At 72.9% G+C, this 18,511-nt stretch carries 20 protein-coding genes; 6 read left to right on the forward strand and 14 right to left on the reverse strand.

Features of this window, described 5'->3' with window-relative positions; translation table 11 throughout:
* The first annotated feature begins 14 nt into the window (after nucleotides 1–14).
* The gene (locus ACKUB9_RS30380; RefSeq protein WP_407529846.1) at nucleotides 15–524 is read left to right on the forward strand and encodes an OsmC family protein; all 510 of its coding nucleotides are present in this window, start codon (nucleotides 15–17) and stop codon (nucleotides 522–524) included.
* On the opposite strand, the gene ACKUB9_RS30385 is transcribed toward ACKUB9_RS30380, so the two are convergent.
* Genes ACKUB9_RS30385 through ACKUB9_RS30395 form a run of 3 tightly spaced genes read right to left on the reverse strand, consistent with a single transcriptional unit; the run spans nucleotide 481 to nucleotide 3,462 of the window.
* Nucleotides 481–1,110 carry a GDSL-type esterase/lipase family protein gene (locus ACKUB9_RS30385; RefSeq protein WP_407529844.1) on the reverse strand — a complete coding sequence of 210 codons (630 nt, stop codon included), beginning with the start codon at nucleotides 1,108–1,110 and terminating at the stop codon, nucleotides 481–483. The genes ACKUB9_RS30380 and ACKUB9_RS30385 overlap by 44 nt on opposite strands.
* The gene (locus ACKUB9_RS30390) at nucleotides 1,107–2,105 is read right to left on the reverse strand and encodes an SGNH/GDSL hydrolase family protein (RefSeq protein ID WP_407529841.1); all 999 of its coding nucleotides are present in this window, start codon (nucleotides 2,103–2,105) and stop codon (nucleotides 1,107–1,109) included. The genes ACKUB9_RS30385 and ACKUB9_RS30390 overlap by 4 nt, the downstream gene beginning before the upstream one ends.
* Nucleotides 2,092–3,462 (reverse strand): MBOAT family O-acyltransferase, encoded by a 1,371-nt coding sequence (locus tag ACKUB9_RS30395; RefSeq protein ID WP_407529839.1) that lies wholly within the window; start codon nucleotides 3,460–3,462, stop codon nucleotides 2,092–2,094. The genes ACKUB9_RS30390 and ACKUB9_RS30395 overlap by 14 nt, the downstream gene beginning before the upstream one ends.
* A 271-nt stretch (nucleotides 3,463–3,733) precedes the next feature.
* Here ACKUB9_RS30395 and ACKUB9_RS30400 point away from each other — a divergent pair, with 271 nt between their 5' ends.
* Complete coding sequence (locus tag ACKUB9_RS30400) at nucleotides 3,734–4,333, forward strand: histidine phosphatase family protein (RefSeq protein ID WP_407529836.1); 600 nt, start codon at nucleotides 3,734–3,736, stop codon at nucleotides 4,331–4,333.
* On the forward strand, nucleotides 4,330–5,091 hold the full coding sequence (locus ACKUB9_RS30405; RefSeq protein ID WP_407529834.1) for a TIGR04290 family methyltransferase: 762 nt from the start codon (nucleotides 4,330–4,332) through the stop codon (nucleotides 5,089–5,091). The genes ACKUB9_RS30400 and ACKUB9_RS30405 overlap by 4 nt, the downstream gene beginning before the upstream one ends.
* A gap of 147 nt (nucleotides 5,092–5,238) precedes the next feature.
* Here ACKUB9_RS30405 and ACKUB9_RS30410 read toward each other — a convergent pair whose 3' ends face one another.
* The 10 genes from ACKUB9_RS30410 to ACKUB9_RS30455 form a co-directional block, all read right to left on the reverse strand.
* Complete coding sequence (locus ACKUB9_RS30410) at nucleotides 5,239–6,099, reverse strand: urea carboxylase-associated family protein (RefSeq protein ID WP_407529831.1); 861 nt, start codon at nucleotides 6,097–6,099, stop codon at nucleotides 5,239–5,241.
* Between the two features lie 379 nt (nucleotides 6,100–6,478).
* Entirely contained in the window at nucleotides 6,479–7,093 is a 615-nt protein-coding gene (gene ureG, locus ACKUB9_RS30415; protein ID WP_407529828.1) for an urease accessory protein UreG, read from the reverse strand.
* 105 nt (nucleotides 7,094–7,198) lie between these two features.
* Nucleotides 7,199–7,492 (reverse strand): hypothetical protein, encoded by a 294-nt coding sequence (locus tag ACKUB9_RS30420; RefSeq protein ID WP_407529825.1) that lies wholly within the window; start codon nucleotides 7,490–7,492, stop codon nucleotides 7,199–7,201.
* Nucleotide 7,493: 1 nt separating this feature from the next.
* Nucleotides 7,494–8,705 (reverse strand): GTP-binding protein, encoded by a 1,212-nt coding sequence (locus tag ACKUB9_RS30425; RefSeq protein ID WP_407529822.1) that lies wholly within the window; start codon nucleotides 8,703–8,705, stop codon nucleotides 7,494–7,496.
* A gap of 80 nt (nucleotides 8,706–8,785) precedes the next feature.
* Nucleotides 8,786–9,493, reverse strand: coding sequence for an urease accessory protein UreF (locus ACKUB9_RS30430; RefSeq protein ID WP_407529883.1), 708 nt, complete (start codon nucleotides 9,491–9,493; stop codon nucleotides 8,786–8,788).
* On the reverse strand, nucleotides 9,486–10,031 hold the full coding sequence (locus ACKUB9_RS30435) for an urease accessory protein UreE (protein ID WP_407529881.1): 546 nt from the start codon (nucleotides 10,029–10,031) through the stop codon (nucleotides 9,486–9,488). Before ACKUB9_RS30435 ends, ACKUB9_RS30430 begins: the two co-directional genes overlap by 8 nt.
* Before the next feature lie 102 nt (nucleotides 10,032–10,133).
* On the reverse strand, nucleotides 10,134–11,417 hold the full coding sequence (locus ACKUB9_RS30440) for an amidase (RefSeq protein ID WP_407529820.1): 1,284 nt from the start codon (nucleotides 11,415–11,417) through the stop codon (nucleotides 10,134–10,136).
* On the reverse strand, nucleotides 11,414–12,244 hold the full coding sequence (locus ACKUB9_RS30445) for a hypothetical protein (protein WP_407529817.1): 831 nt from the start codon (nucleotides 12,242–12,244) through the stop codon (nucleotides 11,414–11,416). Before ACKUB9_RS30445 ends, ACKUB9_RS30440 begins: the two co-directional genes overlap by 4 nt.
* A gap of 4 nt (nucleotides 12,245–12,248) precedes the next feature.
* A complete protein-coding gene (locus ACKUB9_RS30450) occupies nucleotides 12,249–12,929 on the reverse strand; it encodes a DUF2848 domain-containing protein (protein ID WP_407529814.1) in 681 nt (226 codons plus the stop codon).
* A 29-nt stretch (nucleotides 12,930–12,958) separates the two neighbouring features.
* Entirely contained in the window at nucleotides 12,959–14,284 is a 1,326-nt protein-coding gene (locus ACKUB9_RS30455) for an MFS transporter (protein ID WP_407529811.1), read from the reverse strand.
* Nucleotides 14,285–14,406: 122 nt separating this feature from the next.
* Here ACKUB9_RS30455 and ACKUB9_RS30460 point away from each other — a divergent pair, with 122 nt between their 5' ends.
* From ACKUB9_RS30460 to ACKUB9_RS30470, 3 genes are all read left to right on the forward strand, one after another.
* Nucleotides 14,407–15,057 (forward strand): GntR family transcriptional regulator, encoded by a 651-nt coding sequence (locus ACKUB9_RS30460; protein WP_407529809.1) that lies wholly within the window; start codon nucleotides 14,407–14,409, stop codon nucleotides 15,055–15,057.
* Between the two features lie 134 nt (nucleotides 15,058–15,191).
* Nucleotides 15,192–16,124 (forward strand): pseudouridine-5'-phosphate glycosidase, encoded by a 933-nt coding sequence (locus ACKUB9_RS30465; protein WP_407529807.1) that lies wholly within the window; start codon nucleotides 15,192–15,194, stop codon nucleotides 16,122–16,124.
* A 260-nt stretch (nucleotides 16,125–16,384) separates the two neighbouring features.
* Nucleotides 16,385–18,184, forward strand: coding sequence for an NAD(P)/FAD-dependent oxidoreductase (locus tag ACKUB9_RS30470; RefSeq protein ID WP_407529806.1), 1,800 nt, complete (start codon nucleotides 16,385–16,387; stop codon nucleotides 18,182–18,184).
* 116 nt (nucleotides 18,185–18,300) lie between these two features.
* On the opposite strand, the gene ACKUB9_RS30475 is transcribed toward ACKUB9_RS30470, so the two are convergent.
* A partial coding sequence (locus ACKUB9_RS30475; RefSeq protein ID WP_407529804.1) for a hypothetical protein occupies nucleotides 18,301–18,511 on the reverse strand: 211 nt, incomplete at its 5' end.

Here is an 18,511-nt window from a genome sequence, read left to right on the forward strand (position 1 = left end):
AACGAGGACACGACATGGACGCCACCGCCCTCCGCGCCCTGCAGGCCCCGATCAAGGACCGCTACCGCTCCGACCCCGACGCCGCGGTGATCACCCTGACGGCGCAGGGCTCCCTCGACGAGTCCGGCATCGCCTGCAAGGTCGAGACCGGCCGGGCGCTCGCGGTGGCGGGCCTGCACCCGGCGAGCGGCGGCTCGGGCGCCGAGCTCTGCTCGGGCGACATGCTGCTCGAAGCGCTGGTCGCCTGCGCGGGCGTGACCCTGAAGGCGGTCGCCACCGCGCTGGAGATCCCCCTGCGCCGGGGCGTGGTGAAGGCCGAGGGCGACCTCGACTTCCGCGGCACGCTCGGGGTCGACAAGGAGGCGCCGGTGGGCTTCCGCACCATCCGCCTCGCCTTCGAGGTCGAGAGCGACGCCCCCCAGGACAAGATCGACCAGCTCCTCAAGCTGACCGAGCGCTACTGCGTGGTCTTCCAGACCCTCAACCACCGCCCGGCGCTGGACGTGACCCTGACCCGGGGCTGAGGAGCTCCACGAGGGCGCCGCCCATCACGGCGTAGCCCGCGGCGTTGAGGTGGAGGCGGTCCGCCATCAGGTGGCGCGCCGCCCGCACCTCCGTGCCGAGGAGCGCGTCGGCGTCGAGGAGGCCGCCGTCCGCGAGGGCCGCGAGCCCGGCGTTGAGCGCCGCGCGGTCGCCCGCGGCCCGGCCCAGGACGGGCGCGCGCCACGGCACCGTGACGTGCACGAGCGCGGCCTCCGGCCAGAGCCGCCGCAGGTCCTGTCCCAATGCCGCGAGGCCGGCGAGGATCTCCGCGACGGGATCGCCGTCGCGCAGGTTGTTGGTGCCGAGCCAGAGGAGCGCCGTGCGCGGGCGCAGGTGCCCGAGAGGGACGGCGCGCAGGCGCCAGCGGGTGGTCTGGATGCGGTCGCCCGGCAGGCCGAAGTTGAAGGCCCCGGCCGGCAGGTGACCGGAGGGCCAGCCGGCGGCGAGGGAATCGCCCACCAGCACGATGTCCGCCCGCGCCGGCACCGACGCGGCGAGCCGCGCGTGGCGCCGCAGGGCGGAGGGTTTCGCGGGCGGGGCGAGCCCGAGGGCCCGGTTGTCCGTCACGGCGTCCCGGGTGCCCGGCGCAGGCCCAGCCGTTCGAGGACGAGGCGGCCGATCAGCGGCGTGTAGTGCAGGTTGTCGAGCCACGCCGCCGTCGAGCCCCGGGCGGGATCGAAGGGGTAGTGGGTGCCGAGGTCCGAGAGGTCGAGGACCCGGACCCCGTGCCGGGCGCCCAAAGCCGCCACCGCCGCCCGCCAGCGGGCGAAATCGTCCATCAGCCCGAGGTCGGCCAGGACCCGCCGCTGCGCCTCGTTCACCGGCGACAGGACGACGTCGACCTGCAGGTGGCGCAGGTGCTCCAGCACGCGGTCGAGGCTCGCCAGGGTCTCGGGCCGGAACGGCGCGGTGCTGCGCCGCCGGGCCGCATCGTTCTCGCGGGTGAGTGCGGCCGGCAGCGGCGGCGTCACCCGGAAGCCCGCATAGGTCCAGGCGCCCGGATCCTCGCTGCCCTCGACGGCCTCCAGCCGGCTGTCCTCGATGGCGTAGCGGCCGAGCACGCTGCCCATCAGCGCGGTGAGCCGGCCGGTCGCGGTCGCGAGCGAGGGGTCGAGATGCACCGGCACGGTGGGGCGCGAGAACATGTAGTAGTCGAGCCCGAGCACCGCCCGGGTGACGTCCGGCCGCGCCGCCACGACGGCCGCCACCAGGGGCAGCTCGCTCGCGATGATCGCCGAGATGCCGGCATTGTAGACGGTGCCGGCCGGCACCGTGTCGACGTCGTCCGGGTCGAGGCCGTGATAGGTGGTGGAACTGCCGATGAGCGCGAGGCCGTAGGGGCGCGTGAGGGCCTGGAGCACCTTGGCGCGGCGGGTCTGCCGGTCGATGAGCCGGCTGCCGCCCTCGGTCGCCGCGCGCCAGGGCGGGTCGGCGCGGAAGACCCAGTAGGCGTCGAACCACACCACCCGCGCGGCCACCATCGCGAGAAGGAGGGCGAGCGTCAGCGCGGTCGCGGCGAGGAAGCGGCCCGGCCCGAGGCCCCCGGTCTCAGAAGCGCGCATAGATGAAGGCCTGGTTGGCGTCGTTGCCGACTTGGAGCAGCACGGCGGCCAGGACGAGGGCGGTCGCCGCCGCCGCCCAGCCGGTGAGGCGCAGCCGCGCCGTCGCGTCGTGGGCGGTGGGTCCGACGAGCGCGAGCACGAGGCCGAGGAGGGCGAGCGGCCAGAACTCCGCCGCGGCGCCGGCCTCGCCGCCGAGCCCGAGAAGCCCGCGATAGACCGCGAGCATCGTGGCGAAATCCGGCGCCCGGAAGGGCACCCAGGCCAGCGCGACGAACGCGAAGGTGCAGGCCCAGCCGAGCCAGCCCGGCAGGGCGAGGCCCGCCCGCCGCCACAGGACGTGGAGCGCGAGCGCGGCGCCGTGGAGCACGCCCCAGGCCACGAAGGTGAGGCCCGCGCCGTGCCACAGGCCGCCGAGCGTCATGGTGGCGAGGAGCGCGCCGACCTGCCGCGGCAGGCCGTGCCGGCTGCCGCCGAAGGGGATGTAGAGGTAGTCGCGCAGGAAGAACGACAGGGTGATGTGCCAGCGCCGCCAGAAGTCTTGGATCGAGGTCGCCCGGTAGGGCGTGCGAAAATTCTCCGGCAGCCGCACGCCGAACATCAGGGCGAGCCCGAGCGCCATGTCGGTGTAGCCCGAGAAGTCGAAGTAGAGCTGCAGGGTGTAGCCGAGCGTCGCCTGCAGGGCGGCGGCGGCGCTCAGACCCTCTCCCGCCGCGGCCTGCGCCCAGAGCGGATCGACGAAGGCCCCGAGCCCGTCGCCGAGAAACACCTTCTTGGCGAGACCGGCGGCGAGCAGCAGCAATCCGCGCGCCACCGCCTCGTCGAGGATCGGCGGGAGAGCCCGCCATTGCGGGGCGATCTCGGCCGGGCGCACCAGCGGGCCGGCGATCACCCGGGGAAAGAACGCCACGGTCAGCGCGTAGTCGAGCAGGCGCATCGGCCGCGCCGTGCCGCGCACGAGATCGACCAGATAGGCGATGTGCTGGAAGGTGAAGAACGAGATGCCGAGCGGCAGGATCCAGTCCGGCCGCGACAGGCCGGCGCCCGACACGGCGTCGATCAGCTCGGCGAAGAAGCCGAGATACTTGAACAGGGCGAGGAGGGCGAGGTCGAGGGTCAGCGCCAAACCCACGATCGCGCGGCGCTTGGTGCGCCAATAGGCCTCCCCCGCGAGCCAGTTGAGCACCACCGAGCCGGCGAGGAGCGGCAGCGCCCGCAGGTCCCACCACGCGTAGTAGGCCGCCGACAGCCCGACGAGGAGCGGCACGCGCCAGCCCGGTCCCCGCGCGAGGCAGAGCGCGTGCAGCCCGAGCGCGAGGGGCAGGAAGAGCAGGAGGAACGCGAGGGAGTTGAAGGGCATCCGGCGCTCCGAAGCTCCGCCGTGCATCTGCGGCCACGCCGGCGTGTCGGTCAACAACCTGTGTCCCGCGGCTGCACCCACCCCGGACCTGGCGCAGGGAAGCCCCTCTCTCGCGTGGGGGGCTTCCCTGTGCTGGGTCCGGTGAAGGAGCCGCTGACGGGGCCGCGTGCTGCTCCGTCGATATGCTCCCCCGGAGCATCGTCGACAGGCATGGCCGCCGCCCGCTCTGCCCCTATCTGGTGCCGGATGCCTGCCCGGAGACCCCCGACGCATGACGACGACCTTCTATCTCGTGCGGCATGCCGCCCACGCTCATCTCGACCGGACGCTGTGCGGACGGATGCCGGGGGTGACGCTCGGCGAGGAGGGGCGGGCGCAGGCCGGGCGGCTCGCCGGGCGGCTCGCGGGCGAGGGCCTCGCGGCGATCTACGCGAGCCCGCTGGAGCGGGCGCAGGAGACCGCGTCCCCGCTCGCCGCCCGCACCGGGCTGCCCCTGCACACCCTGTCGGCCCTGAACGAGATCGATTTCGGCGAGTGGTCCGGCCGCAGCTTCGAGGAGCTGCACGGTGATCCGCGCTGGGACGGATGGAACAATGCCCGCCACGTCACCCGCCCGCCCGGCGGCGAGACCATCCTGGAGGCGCAGAGCCGCGCGGTGCTGGGCCTGGAGGAGCTGCGCCGCGCGCACGGCGAGGCCCGCCTCGCGCTGGTGAGCCACGCGGACGTGATCAAGCTCCTCCTCGCCTACGCGCTCGGCCTCGCGGCGGACGGGATGGGGCGCTTCGAGGTCAGCCCGGCCTCCGTGAGCGTGCTGGTGCTCGGGGAGTGGGGCGCCAAGGTCGAGAGCATCAACGAGCGGATGGCGGCATGAGCCGGGCGGACGACCTGCGCGCCCGGGCCGCGTCCCTCGGCCCCTGGTTCCACAACATCGAGATCGCGCCCGGCGTGTTCACGGCGCCCGACCACTTCCTGGGCAACTATCCGGACGTGAAGTGGCGCGGCTTCGCGCACGCCATTCCGCAGGACCTCACCGGCCGGAGCGTGCTCGACATCGGCTGCAACGGCGGCTTCTACGCGATCGAGATGAAGCGGCGGGGGGCCGCCCGCGTGGTCGGCCTCGACGAGGATCCGGACTACCTCGCGCAGGGCCGCTTCGCCGCCGAGGCGCTCGGGGCGGAGATCGAGTTCCGGCAGGGCTCGGTCTACGACGTGGCGGCGCTGGGGGAGCGCTTCGACGTGGTGCTGTTCATGGGCGTGCTCTACCACCTGCGCCACCCGCTCCTCGCCCTCGATCTCATCCACGCGCATGCCTGCGCGGATCTCTTGGTGTTCCAGTCGATGCAGCGCGGGGCCAGGACGGTCTCGCCGGTCGAGGCCGACTACGATTTCTTCGAGACCGGGCATTTCGACCGGCCGGACTACCCGAAGCTGCACTTCATCGAGCAGCGTTACGCGGGCGACCCGACGAACTGGTGGGCGCCCAACCGCGCCTGCACCGAGGCGATGCTGCGCGCGGCGGGCTTCGCCATCACGGCGCACCCGGAGGAGGAGGTCTATCTCTGCCGCCGGGTCGAGGCGCCGGCCGTCGCGGCACCGGTCTATCCGGCGAGGCCGGCGGGATCAGGCTGAAGCGCCGGCAGGCCACGCCCTCGGCCATCCGCACCCTGCGGGCGCCGGATGACGCTGTCACCCGTGCGATCCTCTTCCGCCGCCGGGGCGCGTGGGAGGAGCGCGGACGCGCGCTCCGAGAAGCTCGCCGCGCCCCGCTTCGGGGCATCACCTCCCGTGGCTCCGGTCATATCCGTTGAGCTGCGGCGGCGTCCATCCGTCAGGCAGACACTGCGGCCGGTGGATTTCGACGGCCAGCGGGTGGCACTCTGCGGAATCCGATGAATGCTCCGCCGAGCAATCGCCGCCAGGGCAGGCGGACATGTTTCCGAGGAGGTCTATCTCCGCGAAGAACTCAAGATAGTCACCCTTGCGCACGGGGCTCGCCTTCATGAAATACTGTCCGGTATCGCGGGTGAATCCGGTGCACATGAAGAGATTGAGCACGTCGTGAACATGAGGCTCGGCGTCCTGGAGAGACAAGCCCGTCCGTTTCGCCAGCGCCCGCGTCAGGTTGGAATGACAGCAATGGTGATACTGGCCGCCATGGCTGAGCAGATTGTGGGTATAGGGATCGCAGCGCGTCCCGATGACATCGTGAACGGAACCGCCGAAGGCGTCGAAGCCGTACCAGTCGAGTGTATCGTGGGTGATGGTGGCGATCGGACGAAGGTAGGGGAAGTTCGAGAAGAGCTGGTCGCCGAGGCCGACATGGGTGCCATTCAGTGCCCGTGTCTTGCCGCTGTAAAAGCGCTCGTCGATGTCATGGAGGTTATGGAGGTTGAGGTCGCCGACCTGCGGACCTTCCGGGCAGACAAGGCGGCAGAAGTGGCCGGCCGGGACTTCCCATGTCGCCGCATCGCGGGGCGGAATGACGACCGTCTCGATCAGTTCCAGATCATCGCGAAGGGCGCGATAGGCGGAGAGATCAGGACGCGGCAGTGCATCGGTCGGATAGCAGATGACCGGCTTGACCGCCTTGCGCTGTTCAGCGTCGTTCGGGGCAGGGGTAAGGGGAGCGGGCTTCATTCGCTTCTCCGTCCTCGCTTGTAACCGCGGCGCGGCTGTGTTTTCGGTGTCAGTGGATCATCGCTCGTTCGACGCCGGATGCGACCGTGATTCCGGGTTATGCCGTGAACACAGGGCAGTCTGCCCTTGGGGAGCGATCACGCGTTTCCATCGTCATCGCCTCGATCGGCGGGCTGCTTTGCCTTCAGCCACTTGGGCTCGATCGTTTGGCATCGACAAAGGCTGCTGCGCTGCGATCTTGGCAAGCGACGACTCAGCCTCCCATGCGGCTGCCGCCAGCCAGTTCGGTCGCGGTCACCCGGAGCCCACCGCCGTATCATCGACAGGGCTTGCGACGGGGCTCGGAACCGCCCGGTAACGGGTCCGAAGCGCCCCGGCCCTACAGCCCTCCCGCCTCCACCACGAAGCGGGCCACCTCCTCCACGCCCTTGCCCTCGCGCAGACTGGTGAAGACGTAGGGGCGCCGGCCGCGCATCCGGCGGGTGTCCTCCTCCATCACGCCGAGATCGGCCCCGACCAGGGGGGCGAGGTCGGTCTTGTTGATGACGAGGAGGTCGGAGCGGGTGATGCCCGGGCCGCCCTTGCGCGGGATTTTTTCGCCGCCCGCCACGTCGATGACGTAGAGCGTCAGGTCCGCGAGTTCGGGCGAGAACGTCGCCGCGAGGTTGTCGCCCCCCGACTCGATCAGGATCAGGTCGAGGGCGGGAAAGCGGCGGCGCATCTCGGCCACCGCCGCGAGGTTGATCGAGGCGTCCTCGCGGATGGCGGTGTGCGGGCAGCCGCCGGTCTCGACGCCCATGATCCGCTCCTCCGGCAGCGCGCCCGCCACCGTGAGGAGGCGCGCATCCTCCTTGGTGTAGATGTCGTTGGTGATGGCGCAGAGGTCGTAGCGGGCGCGCAGGGCCTTGCAGAGCCCCTCCATCAGCGCCGTCTTGCCCGACCCGACCGGGCCGCCGATGCCGACCCGCAGGGGGCCGTGTCCAGGTGTCGTCATGCTGCTTGCGCGTCGCCGTTCGGCCGGGTTCCGGGATGGCGGAGCCGGGACCGGCTCCGGGCGCGACCCTGACATCGCGGACGGGCTTCGGCAATCCGCTGCGGCTCAGCGCCTGCGCTGCAGCCGCTCCCCCTCGCAGGCCGCCCAGATCGCCTCGTCGTCGACCGCGTCGAGCGCGCAGGCGAGGCGGATCGCCCGGCTCGGCTCGCCCGCCCGCAGGACCAGTACCACGGTCTCAAGTCCGGCGCAGGCGGGATCCGCGCAGGCGACCTCGGTGACCGAGAGGGCGTCCTGCGGCCCGAGGTCGAGCGCCGCCGCGAGCCGGGCCTTGAGCGTGGCGGCCCGGGCGGCGGTCGCGGCGGAGCGCTGCCGCCACGTCCGGAGCGTGACGTAGCCCATCTCAGGCCGCCGGCCTCCAGGCGGGGAAGGGATCGGGCAGGTGGCGGAAGCGGTCCGGCTCGAACCGCGCCGGGGCCGCCGCGCCGACGAGGCAGGCGTCGAGCGCGGCGCGGATCGCCGCCTCGTCGAGGCCGAGGCCGATGAAGACCAGTTCCTGGCGGCGGTCGCCCCAGACCGGGCTCCAGTGCCGGTCGAGGAGCCGGCGCCACTCCGGGTGGTCCGGCCAGTGCCGGGCCGGGATCGCCGCCCACCAGCGGCCGAGCGCGCCCGTGCGGGCGATCGCCCCGGCGAGCGAGAACTCGCCGACCCAGTCCGGGCGCGTGGCGAGCCAGAAATGCCCCTTGGCGCGGATCAGCCCCGGCCACGTCCGGCGCAGCACCGCGTCGAGCCGCGCCGGATGGAACGGCCGCCGCGCCCGGTAGACGAAGGACCGGACGCCGTACTCCTCGGTTTCCGGCCGGTGCGCCTCGGGGGCGTAGAGCTCGCGGTACCAGAGCGGGTGGCGCTGCGACCGTTCCTCGCTGTAGAGGCCGGTGTCGAGCACCGCACCGAGCGGCACCCGCCCGTGATCGGCGGTCACGATCCGGGCGTCGCCGTTGAGGCCGCGCACCACCGCCAGCACCTCGGCGAGGCGGCCATCGTCCACGTCGCCGGCCTTGTTGACGACCACCACGTCGGCGAACTCGATCTGCTCCACCAGGAGATCGACGAGGGTGCGCGCGTCCGCCTCCCCGGCCGTCTCGCCGCGGTCGCGCAGCAAGTCGGCCGAGCCGTAGTCCCGGAGCAGGTTCACGGCGTCCACCACCGTCACCATCGCGTCGAGCCGCGCGAGGTCGGACAGGCTCGCGCCCGCCTCGTCGCGGAACGAGAAGGTGCTGGCGACCGGCAGCGGCTCCGAGATGCCGGTGCTCTCGATCAGGAGGTGGTCGAAGCGGCCCTCGCCGGCGAGCCGGCGCACCTCCGCCAGCAGGTCGTCGCGCAGCGTGCAGCAGATGCAGCCGTTGGTCAGCTCCACCAGCCGCTCCTCGGTCCGCGACAGGCCGGCCTCGCCGCGCACGAGGTCGGCATCGATGTTCACCTCGCTCATGTCGTTGACGATCACGGCCACGCGCCGGCCCTGCCGGTTGGTCAGCACGTGGTTGAGGAGCGTGGTCTTGCCGGCGCCGAGGAAGCCGGAGAGCACGGTCGTGGGCAGGCGGGGATCGGAGGGCATCAGCTCTAGCAATGTTATAATGTTACATATCCGGCACATAGAGCGGCAGGCGCGGCCGGCTGTCAACCGGGGTCGCCGCGTCAGGAGCGGAAGATGCGGCTGTACTGCGTCTCGTGCCGAAAGCTGCCGAGGTCGAGCCGCAGCGTGGCGGCCCCGATCGCGTCGAGGGAGGCCTCGCCCGCCTCGGCGGCCACGGCAGCGATGCCCGGGCTCAGCGCCGCCACGACGCGCGTGCCGGCGCTCTGCCCCACGGGCGAGAGGCGCAGGGCCGCCGAGACGAGGTTTTGCAGGAAGGCCGTGAGGTAGCCGGTGACGAGCGTCGGGCGGGCGATGCCGTGCGCGCCGGCCGCGAGGCCCACCGCCACCGGGCAGGCCACCGGCCCCGGCAGATGCGCGGCGAGCGCCGCCAGACCGGGCGTCGGCCATGCCGCGCAGGTCGCATCGAGGAAGGAGCGCCCCTGCTGGCTCGTCTCCAGGTGGAGTTCGCGCGAGGGCGCGAGCGCGAGGGCGAGGTCGTTGAGGGCCGCCCCCGCCGGCCCGTCGCCCTCCGCGCCGGCCGCGTGGGCGTGGGCGGCCAGGATGGCGTCGTTGCGCGCCGCCCCGTGCGCCAGCACGTCGCCGAGCCACGCCCGCAGGCTCGCCTCGTCGCGCACGTCCCCGGTCTCGGCCGCCCATTCGAGCCCGTGCGAGTAGGCGTAGGCCCCGACCGGGTAGCCGGGCGAGAGCCAGGTGAGCAGCAGCAGCGCGTCCCGCGCCGGCCGCGCGTCCGGCGCCTCGGCCTCAGCCATGCCGGTGGCCGTGGTGATGCGCGTGATCGTGGTGGTCGTGCCCGTGCGCGTGGCCGTGATGGGCATGACCTTGAGCATGACCTTGGGCATGATCGTGGCCATGCCCGCCCGCATAGGCGCCGCCCTCCGGCCGGAACGGGCGCACGACCGGGCGCGCCGTGCCGCCCAAGCCCTCCACCATCGCGGCGAGCACATGGTCGTCGGCGATCCACACCGCGTCCTCGCCGATCTCGGCGGGAATGTGCCGGTTGCCGATGTGCCAGATCAGCCGCTTGAGGGCGCGGGCGTCGGGCGCCCGGATCTCCAGGAGATGCTCGGGCGCCGCCTCGACCCAGACGAGGCGCCCGTCCTCCAGCCGCAGGGCGTCGCCGTCCTCCAGCATCGCCGGCTCGGGCAGGTCGAGCAGGAAGGCGAGGCCGCCGAGGCCGCGCAGGGCGATCCGGCGCCGGTGCCGGTCGCCGTGATCGAGGACGATGCGATCGACGATCTCGCCGGGGCCGAGGTCGGCCCGGCGGATCACGCGGGTGGCGCGCGGCAGGGGAGGGGAGGCGGTCACGCGAAGAATTCCTTCACGCCGGCCGGGCGGCGGCGCTTCACGCCCGACATACCGCAAGGACGGTGCCGCCGGGATAGGGCGGCTTCAGCAGACCTGCGCCTCGGCGGCGGCGGCGATCTCCAGCAGGCGCCGATCCTGGCCGTGGCGGGCGAGCAGCATCAGCCCGACCGGCCGCGCCTGTCCGGGCAGCGGCAGCGAGATGCCGGTGAGGTCGAACAGGTTGCCCACCATGGTGTTGCGCAGCATCAGGAGGTTGGTGCGCGTGAAGGCGTCGTCCTCGGCCACCGCGGCGATCGGCACCGCCGGGATCGCGGTGGCCGGCAGCGCCATCACGTCCACGTCGGCGAGGCGGTCGTCGGCGGTGCGGATCAGGCCGGCGCGGGCGCGCATCATCCGGATGTAGGTGCCCGCCGTCACCGGGCGCCCGCGCGCGATGCGGGCGTGCACCCGCGGGTCGAAGGAGGCCTCCTCGGCGTCGATCCAGTCGGCATGGACCTCCGCGGCCTCGATCGCCGCGAGGGGGGCCGCCGCGGTCGCCTCGGCCATGCGGGCCATGAGGTCGTCGAAGGGCAGATCGCCGATGCGCGCGCCGGCCGCACCGAGCCGGCCGAGCGCCGCCTCGAACGCCTGCGCCACGGCCGGGTCGGTCTCGGTGAAGAGCAGGCCGCGCGGCACGCCGATGCGCAGGTCGCGCAACCCCACCGGGCGCAGCGGCACGAACTCCTCGCCGGCCAGCACCGCGTCGGTCTCGGCGCAGGCCCGGACGGTGCGGGCGAGCGGGCCGATCGAATCGAGCGAGGGCGAGAGCGGGAAGGCACCGTCGAGCGGCACGCGCCGGGCGGTCGGCTTGAAGCCGACGACGCCGTTCAGCGCCGCCGGGATGCGCACCGAGCCGCCGGTGTCGGTGCCGATGGCGATGTCGCTGGTGCCAAGTGCCGCCGAGACGCCCGCGCCCGAGGACGAGCCGCCCGGCACGAGGCTCGAATCCGCGGCGTTGCCGGGGGTGCCCCAGTGCGGGTTGAGCCCGAGCCCCGAGAAAGCGAACTCGGACATGTTGGTCTTGCCGACGATGACCGCGCCCGCCCGGCGCAGGCGCGCCACCACGGGGGCGTCGCGCTCGGCCGGCGCGGCCCGGCGCCGGATCGCCGAGCCCGCGGTCGTGGGCTCGCCCGCGACGTCGAACAGGTCCTTGATCGACACGATGGCGCCGTCGAGCGGGCCGAGCGAGAGGCCGGCCCGGCGCCTGGCATCCGCCGCGTCGGCCGCCACCCGGGCGGCCTCGGGGTAGAGCAGGGTGAAGACGTGGCGGCTCGCCGGCTCCTCGATGAGGGCGAGGCGGCGTTCGAGGTCGTCGCGGATCGAGGTCATGGTCGTGTCTCCACGGGTTGGCGGGCCGGGCGGCCGATCAGCAAGACAGTTCCGTTCCAGCCGGCATTGATCAGGAGGGCGAGCGACAGGCCGAGCGCGGGGCCGAGCCGCTCGACCGTGAGGGCGAGGGCGGTCAGCGCCGCCACGAAGCCGAGGAGCCCGGGCAGGCTGAGGACGAGCACCGTCGCGCTCGCCGGGCCGCCGAGGCGCGGATGCAGGATCACCGCCAAGCTGACCATCACGACAGGCGCGAAGGCCAGGATGCCGGCGAGGCCCGGCCCGGCCACGCGGCCAGCCACCATCACGGCGGCGACGAGCAGCATGACGATGCCGGCGCGGATCAGCACGTCGCGCCCGCGCCCGCTGCGCACCGGCACCGCCGCCGCTTCGCGCAGCGACCGGGCGGCCGCCATGCAGCCCAGGATGACGAGCGTCGTCGCGGCAGCACCCGTGGCGAGCCCCGTGACGCTCGCGCGCAGGAGGGCGGCGGCGGCGAGCCAGACCGCGAGCGCGGCGCAGACCGAGACCGCGAGGCCGTGCCGGCGGGCGAGCGCTGCGTAGGCGAGAATGAACAGGCCCGTCGCCGCGATGGCCGGCAGGCTCGCGACGGCGCTCTCGCGCAGGAAGTCCGGCGGGTGATCGAGGGCGAGGAAGACGTAGGCCGGGCCGGCCGAGAGCGGCAGCGTGGCGATCATCGCGCCGACGAGGGGGCCGGCGCGCTCGACCGCGTAGGAGGCGAGCACCACCACGGCGGCGCTCGCCAGCATCTTGGCGGCGAGCGCCGCCCAAAAGGCGGGGGCGAGCCCCGCCGCGACGGCGCCCGCCACGGCCTCAGGCCACCACCGGCAGGGCCACCACGTCGTAGCCGTGGGTGAGGCGGCGGCCGAGGACCGGGTCCTCCAGCTCCATCTCGAAGCGCGAGGCCGGGCGGATGCCGCCGATGGCGCCGAGCGTGCCGCCGAACATCACCGTGCCGGGGGGCAGGTCCGGCCCGCCGGGCCGGCGCTCCATCAGGTCGCGCGGGGGGCGCAGGGCCGAGAGCGGGCCCTCCTGGTAGAGCACCCGCTCGCCGTCGATGGTCGCGAAGGCGCGCAGGATCATCTCGTCCCAGTGCGCCTCCACCTCGTCGAGGCGCCACAGCGCGGTGCCGATCGGCTTGCCGCAGAGCTGCTTGGAGAGCGCGATGCCGATGGTCTCGGCCTTGCGGTCGGTGTGGTCGGAGCCGAGCCCGAGCCAGAGCCCGTCCGCGAGCGAGACCAGCACCGGCTCGACCTCTCCCGAGGTGTCCGGCCCGAGCACCGTCAGGCGCGGGGCCTGCGTCAGGGTCTCGGCCGCCACCCGGTAGTAGACCGGCACCGAGGAGGGCCGCGGCACGCCGATCGCCGCGAGTTCCTCGATGTGGTGGCGGATGGCGGCCTCGTCCCGGCCCGCCCAGCCGCCGATCACCACCGCCTCCGGGGAGAAGGCGATCCGGTCGGTGCGCCCGTGGGCGCTGCGCGCGAAGGTCAGCATCGTGTCATTCCTTTACAGGAGGTTGCCTTTCAGGAGGCTGCGGGCGCGAGCGTCGGCGCGGCCTTCTCGTGCCAGCGGGCGAAGCCGAAGACCAGGAGGGCGGCCAGGAATTCGAGGCCGGCCACGAAGTAGAGGCCGTTCGATGCCGAGCCGGTGAGGCTCGTCGAGACCCCGACCATGTAGGGCGCCACGAAGCCCGCGAGGTTGCCGATCGAGTTGATCGCCGCGATGGCGCCCGCCGCCGCGGTGCCGGCCAGGAAGGTCTGGGGTAGCGCCCAGAACACCGGGAAGGCCGCCAGGATGCCGATTGCCGCCACCGTGAGCGCCGCGAGCGCCAGCGCCGCCTGCCCGATCAGGGCGCCCGTGGCCGCGAGACCCGCCGCCGCGATCAGGCTCGCCGCCGCGCAGTGCAGCCGCCGCTCGCCGGTACGGTCGGAATGCGCGCCGTTCCACACCATCGCGATGGTGCCGGCGATGAACGGGATCGCGGCCAGGAAGCCGATCGAGATGGCGTCGCGCACGCCCATCTCCTTGATGATCGAGGGCGTCCAGAACGCGATGGTGGCGTTGCCGCTGACGATGCAGAAGTAGATCAGCGCGCAGAGCCAGACCCGGCCATCCTTCAGGGCGGCCTTGAAGCTCGCCTCCTTGCCGGCGGCGCGGCCCTCGGCGGCGACGCGCGCGCTCATCGCGGCCGCGACCCGCGGGGAGAGCCAGCGCGCGTCCCGCGGCCGGTCCGGCAGCAGGGCGAGCACCGCGATGCCGGCCAGCACCGAGGGGATGCCCTCCAGGATGAACAGCCACTGCCAGTTGGCGAGGCCGCCCACGCCCCCCATCGTGCCCATGATCACGCCCGCGATCGGCCCGCCGACGATGCCGGCGATGGCGAAGGAGGTCATGAACAGGCCGTTGATGCGCGAGCGGCGTGCGCTCGGGAACCAGTAGGTGAGATACAGCACGACGCCCGGGAAGAAGCCGGCCTCGAACACGCCGATCAGGAAGCGCACCGCGTAGAAGGCCCACTCGGACTGCACGTAGGCGAGGCTCATCGAGGCGAGCCCCCACAGGATGGTGATCCGCGCCAGGGTCTTGCGGGCGCCGATGCGCTCCAGGAGCAGGTTGCTCGGCACCTCGAACAGGAAGTAGCCGATGAAGAAGATGCCGGCGCCGAAGCCGTAGACCGCCTCGCTGAACTTGAGGTCGGAGAGCATCTGCAGCTTGGCGAAGCCGACGTTCACCCGGTCGATCCACGCCAGGATGAACAGGAAGACGAGGAAGGGGATCAGCCGCAGGGTCGCCCTGCGATAGCCCTCGTCCAGTTCGGCCGCGCTCACCTCGTGTTCCACCCTATCCATCGCACGTCTCCCGCGGTCCCGAACGGCCGCATCGCGTCTTGCCTCGCAAGTACCATGCCTGTGAAATTTCACAAGACGTGCTATGGCTCGCCGAGATGGCCGGCTTGGCATTGGTGAGGCGAATGCGTGCAACGGAGCGCCCAAACGTTACGCAGAACGAGCGCGCGTACCGGCGCCTGAAGGACGACATCCTGGCGCTGCGCCTTCGGCCCGGGGACGCGGTGAACGAGGCGGCGCTCTGCGCCGAGTTCGGCATCGGCCGCACGCCCGTGAACAAGGCGCTGCACCGGCTGATGCACGAGGGGCTGGTGCGCATCCTGCCCCGCAAGGGCGTACTGGTGCAGCCGCTCTCGATGGACGAGTTCGCCCATCTCATCGAGGTGCGCCGCCTGACCGAGCCGCCCTGCGCGGCCCGCGCGGCCGAGCGGATCAGCGACCAGGACCTCGCGCGCCTCGACGCGCTGCTGGCCGAGGCCCCGGCCTGCCCCATCGCCGAACTCGGGCCGGTCCTCGACGCCGACCGGCGCTTCCACGCGCTGATCGCGGAGGCGAGCGGCAACCGCGTGCTCGCCGAGGTGCTGGCCGGCCTGCACGGCCGCTCGGTGCGGTTCTGGGCCCTGTCGCTGGCCACCGGCCAGCACCTCGCCGAGGTGGCCGAGGAGCACGCGGCGATCCGCGACGCGCTGCGCGCCCGCCACCCGGAGCGGGCCGCGGCCGCGATGGCGGCGCACATCGATTCCTTCGCCCGGACCCTCGCCTCGCAGCTCGCCTGAGGCGGGGCCCGCCTCACGCTGATCGGCACGGATGGTCGGAGGCCTGACCGGCCCTCCCTATACTCGCGCGCGTGCAAGAAATCTGCGATGGCCAAATCTGCGATGGCCTTGAGCGCGCATCCGGGAGGCCCGCCATGCTCCACGCGCCGATCGATCTCGCCCCGGAGGTGCGCGCCGCGCGCGATGCGGGCGCGCCCGTGGTGGCGCTCGAATCCACCATCGTCACGCACGGCATGCCCCACCCGCAAAACATCGCGACCGCCCGCGCGGTCGAGGCCGAGGTGCGCCGGAACGGCGCCGTGCCGGCCACCATCGCGGTGGTGGCGGGGCGCATCCGGGTCGGCCTGCCCGACGCGGAGCTCGACTGGCTCGGCACGGCGCCGGACGTCCTGAAGCTCAGCCGCGCCGACCTGCCCTACGCGGTGGCGGCGGGCCGGCACGGTTCGACCACGGTGGCCGCCACCATGATCTGCGCCCATCTCGCCGGAATCCGGGTCTTCGCCACGGGCGGCATCGGCGGCGTGCACCGGGACGTCGAGGCGACGCTCGACATCTCGGCCGACCTCGACGAACTCGCCCGCACGCCCGTCGCCGTGGTCTGCGCGGGCGCCAAGGCCATCCTCGACCTGCCCCGCACCCTCGAATACCTCGAAACCCGCGGTGTGCCGGTGGTGGCCTACGGCACCGACCGCTTCCCGGCCTTCTGGAGCCGCGACAGCGGGCTTCCCGCGCCCCTGCGGCTCGACACGCCGGAGGCGGTGGCGGCGCTGATCCGGGCCAAGGAGGCGCTGGGCCTCGCGGGCGGCATCGTGGTGGCCAACCCGGTGCCGGAGGCCGACGAGATCCCGGCGGACGAGATCGCGCCCCGCATCGAGGCCGCCCTGGCCGAGGCTCGCGAGGCGGGCATCGCCGCCAAGGCCGTCACGCCCTTCCTGCTCCGGCGCATGCTCGACCTCACGGGCGGGCGCAGCCTCGCGACCAACATCGCGCTCGTGCGCAACAACGCCGCCCTCGCGGCCCGCCTCGCGGTGGCGCTGCGGCAAGCCGGGCTGCCGCAAGGGCTGTAGGGCTCTTGCGCCCGGCCGGCCCGCCGACCCATGATCCGCCCCAGGGGAGGGCGCGCGAGGGGGTGATCGCACCATGCGCCGCCGCCGGCCCCGCGCGTGTGCGGCGAAAACGCCGCCGGAGTTGCACCGGACCGAGGCGCCGTGCCGCCCCGCCTCGGCCGGGAGACGACCAGCGAGGCGGCGCGCGCGGCGCGGTGGTGACCGCCCCGCGCCCACGCGAACCGGGCCGTGGAGCCCGGCGCCGGTTCCGGAGGACGCCCATGCTCGACAGAACCCCCGCCGCCCGCGTCGAGGCGGTGCTCAAGCGCCTCGACGCCGCCCTGCAGGCCGGCGACGTGGACGAGGCCGTCACCCTGTTCGCCGGCCAGTGCTACTGGCGCGACCTCGTCGCCTTCACTTGGAACATCAAGACCGTGGAGGGCCGCGACGGAGTGCGCGACCTCCTCATCCACTGCCTGCCCCACGCGCAGCCGCGCCACTGGCGGCTCGCCGAGGACGAGGTGCCCACCGAGGCCGGCGGCGTGACGGAGGCCTGGATCGCCTTCGACACCGAGGTCGCCCGCGGCTACGGCCTGATGCGGCTCAAGGGCGACCTGATCTGGACGCTGCTGACCACGATGGTCGAGCTGAAGGGCCACGAGGAGCGGGCCGGCTTCACCCGCCCGCTCGGCGCCCGGCACGGGGTCCATCCCGGCGCCAAGAGCTGGAAGGAGCAGCGCGAGGAGGAGGCCGCCCGCCTCGGCCACACCGAGCAGCCGGCCGTGCTGATCATCGGCGGCGGCCAGGGCGGCATCGCGCTCGGCGCGCGGCTCCGCCAGCTCCAAGTGCCCACCCTCATCGTCGAGAGGAACGAGCGGCCCGGCGACAGCTGGCGCAAGCGCTACAAGTCGCTCTGCCTGCACGACCCCGTCTGGTACGACCACCTGCCCTACATCGACTTCCCGAAGAACTGGCCGGTCTTCGCGCCCAAGGACAAGATCGGCGACTGGCTGGAGATGTACGCCAAGGTCATGGAGCTGAATTACTGGGGCGGGACCACGGCCAAGCGCGCCGCCTACGACGCGCAGGCGCAGGAATGGTCGGTGACGGTCGAGCGCGACGGGCGCGAGATCACCCTGCGGCCCAGGCAGCTCGTCTTCGCCACCGGCATGTCGGGCAAGCCCAACATCCCGGATTTTCCGGGCATGGAGCGGTTCCGGGGCGAGCAGCACCATTCCTCGCAGCACCCGGGGCCCGACGCCTATGCCGGCAAGACAGTGGTGGTGGTCGGCTCGAACAACTCCGCCCACGACATCTGCGCCGCGCTCTACGAGGCGGGCGTCGACGTCACCATGCTGCAGCGCTCCTCGACCCACGTCGTGCGCTCGGACTCGCTGATGGAGTACGGGCTCGGCGACCTCTATTCCGAGCGCGCGGTGGCGGGCGGCATGACCACCGCCAAGGCCGACCTGATCTTCGCCTCGCTGCCCTACCGCCTCCTGCACGAGGTCCAGAAGCCGGTCTACGACAAGATCCGGGAGGTCGATGCCGATTTCTACCGCGACCTCGGCGCCGCCGGGTTCCGGCTCGATTTCGGGGCCGACGAGTCCGGTCTGTTCATGAAGTACCTGCGGCGCGGCTCGGGCTACTACATCGATGTCGGCGCCTCGCAGCTCATCATCGACCGCAAGATCAAGCTCGTCGGCGGGCAGGTGCAGGAGATCACCGAGACCGGGCTGCGCCTGGAGGACGGCCGCGAGATCCCGGCGGACGTGATCGTCTACGCCACCGGCTACGGCTCGATGAACGGCTGGGTCGCCGATCTCGTCAGCCGCGAGGTCGCCGACACGGTCGGCAAGGTCTGGGGCCTCGGCTCCGACACCCCGAAGGACCCGGGACCGTGGGAGGGCGAGCAGCGCAACATGTGGAAGCCCACGCAGCAGGAGGCGCTGTGGTTCCACGGCGGCAACCTGCACCAGTCGCGCCACTACTCCCAGTTCCTCGCCCTGCAGCTGAAGGCGCGCCACGAGGGCATTCCGACCCCGGTCTACGGCCTGCAGGAGGTGCACCACGCCTGCTGATCGCGTGCGCCGCCGGCCGGACCCTCCCGGCCGGCGGGCCAGGCCGGATCGCGCATCCTTGATCCTCCGGCGGGCAAGCACCACCTGAGATCAGCCGGAGCGGAGCACGGTGTCGATCAATCGATCGCGATCCCGCTGCTTGAATCCGCGATGAGCCTCACCATATCAGGTCTGTCGGCGACGGCGCCTCGGTGCCCGCGGATCTTCCCGAACACCGCGGACGAGCGGCCGAAGTCCGGTTTCGACCTGGCCCGGACCGCTCCGGTGAGCCGCCGCTGCGGCGGCGCCGATTGCGTGTTGACAGCCCGGAGCCGGCGGCCTATACGC

Origin of the sequence: Methylobacterium oryzisoli (genome assembly GCF_046557895.1) — a bacterium.
Taxonomy (GTDB): domain Bacteria; phylum Pseudomonadota; class Alphaproteobacteria; order Rhizobiales; family Beijerinckiaceae; genus Methylobacterium; species Methylobacterium oryzisoli.

Excerpts from the sequence above, each read along its gene's own strand:
- ACKUB9_RS30420 (WP_407529825.1), bottom strand. The coding sequence starts at position 7,492 with ATGGGCTACGTCACGCTCCGGACGTGGCGGCAGCGCTCCGCCGCGACC.
- ACKUB9_RS30380 (WP_407529846.1), top strand. The coding sequence starts at position 15 with ATGGACGCCACCGCCCTCCGCGCCCTGCAGGCCCCGATCAAGGACCGC.
- ACKUB9_RS30400 (WP_407529836.1), top strand. The coding sequence starts at position 3,734 with ATGACGACGACCTTCTATCTCGTGCGGCATGCCGCCCACGCTCATCTC.
- ACKUB9_RS30465 (WP_407529807.1), top strand. The coding sequence starts at position 15,192 with ATGCTCCACGCGCCGATCGATCTCGCCCCGGAGGTGCGCGCCGCGCGC.
- ACKUB9_RS30425 (WP_407529822.1), bottom strand. The coding sequence starts at position 8,705 with ATGCCCTCCGATCCCCGCCTGCCCACGACCGTGCTCTCCGGCTTCCTC.
- ACKUB9_RS30405 (WP_407529834.1), top strand. The coding sequence starts at position 4,330 with ATGAGCCGGGCGGACGACCTGCGCGCCCGGGCCGCGTCCCTCGGCCCC.
- ACKUB9_RS30430 (WP_407529883.1), bottom strand. The coding sequence starts at position 9,493 with ATGGCTGAGGCCGAGGCGCCGGACGCGCGGCCGGCGCGGGACGCGCTG.
- ACKUB9_RS30390 (WP_407529841.1), bottom strand. The coding sequence starts at position 2,105 with ATGCGCGCTTCTGAGACCGGGGGCCTCGGGCCGGGCCGCTTCCTCGCC.
- ACKUB9_RS30440 (WP_407529820.1), bottom strand. The coding sequence starts at position 11,417 with ATGACCTCGATCCGCGACGACCTCGAACGCCGCCTCGCCCTCATCGAG.
- ACKUB9_RS30410 (WP_407529831.1), bottom strand. The coding sequence starts at position 6,099 with ATGAAGCCCGCTCCCCTTACCCCTGCCCCGAACGACGCTGAACAGCGC.
- ACKUB9_RS30460 (WP_407529809.1), top strand. The coding sequence starts at position 14,407 with ATGCGTGCAACGGAGCGCCCAAACGTTACGCAGAACGAGCGCGCGTAC.
- ACKUB9_RS30450 (WP_407529814.1), bottom strand. The coding sequence starts at position 12,929 with ATGCTGACCTTCGCGCGCAGCGCCCACGGGCGCACCGACCGGATCGCC.
- ACKUB9_RS30455 (WP_407529811.1), bottom strand. The coding sequence starts at position 14,284 with ATGGATAGGGTGGAACACGAGGTGAGCGCGGCCGAACTGGACGAGGGC.
- ACKUB9_RS30470 (WP_407529806.1), top strand. The coding sequence starts at position 16,385 with ATGCTCGACAGAACCCCCGCCGCCCGCGTCGAGGCGGTGCTCAAGCGC.
- ureG (WP_407529828.1), bottom strand. The coding sequence starts at position 7,093 with ATGACGACACCTGGACACGGCCCCCTGCGGGTCGGCATCGGCGGCCCG.
- ACKUB9_RS30395 (WP_407529839.1), bottom strand. The coding sequence starts at position 3,462 with ATGCCCTTCAACTCCCTCGCGTTCCTCCTGCTCTTCCTGCCCCTCGCG.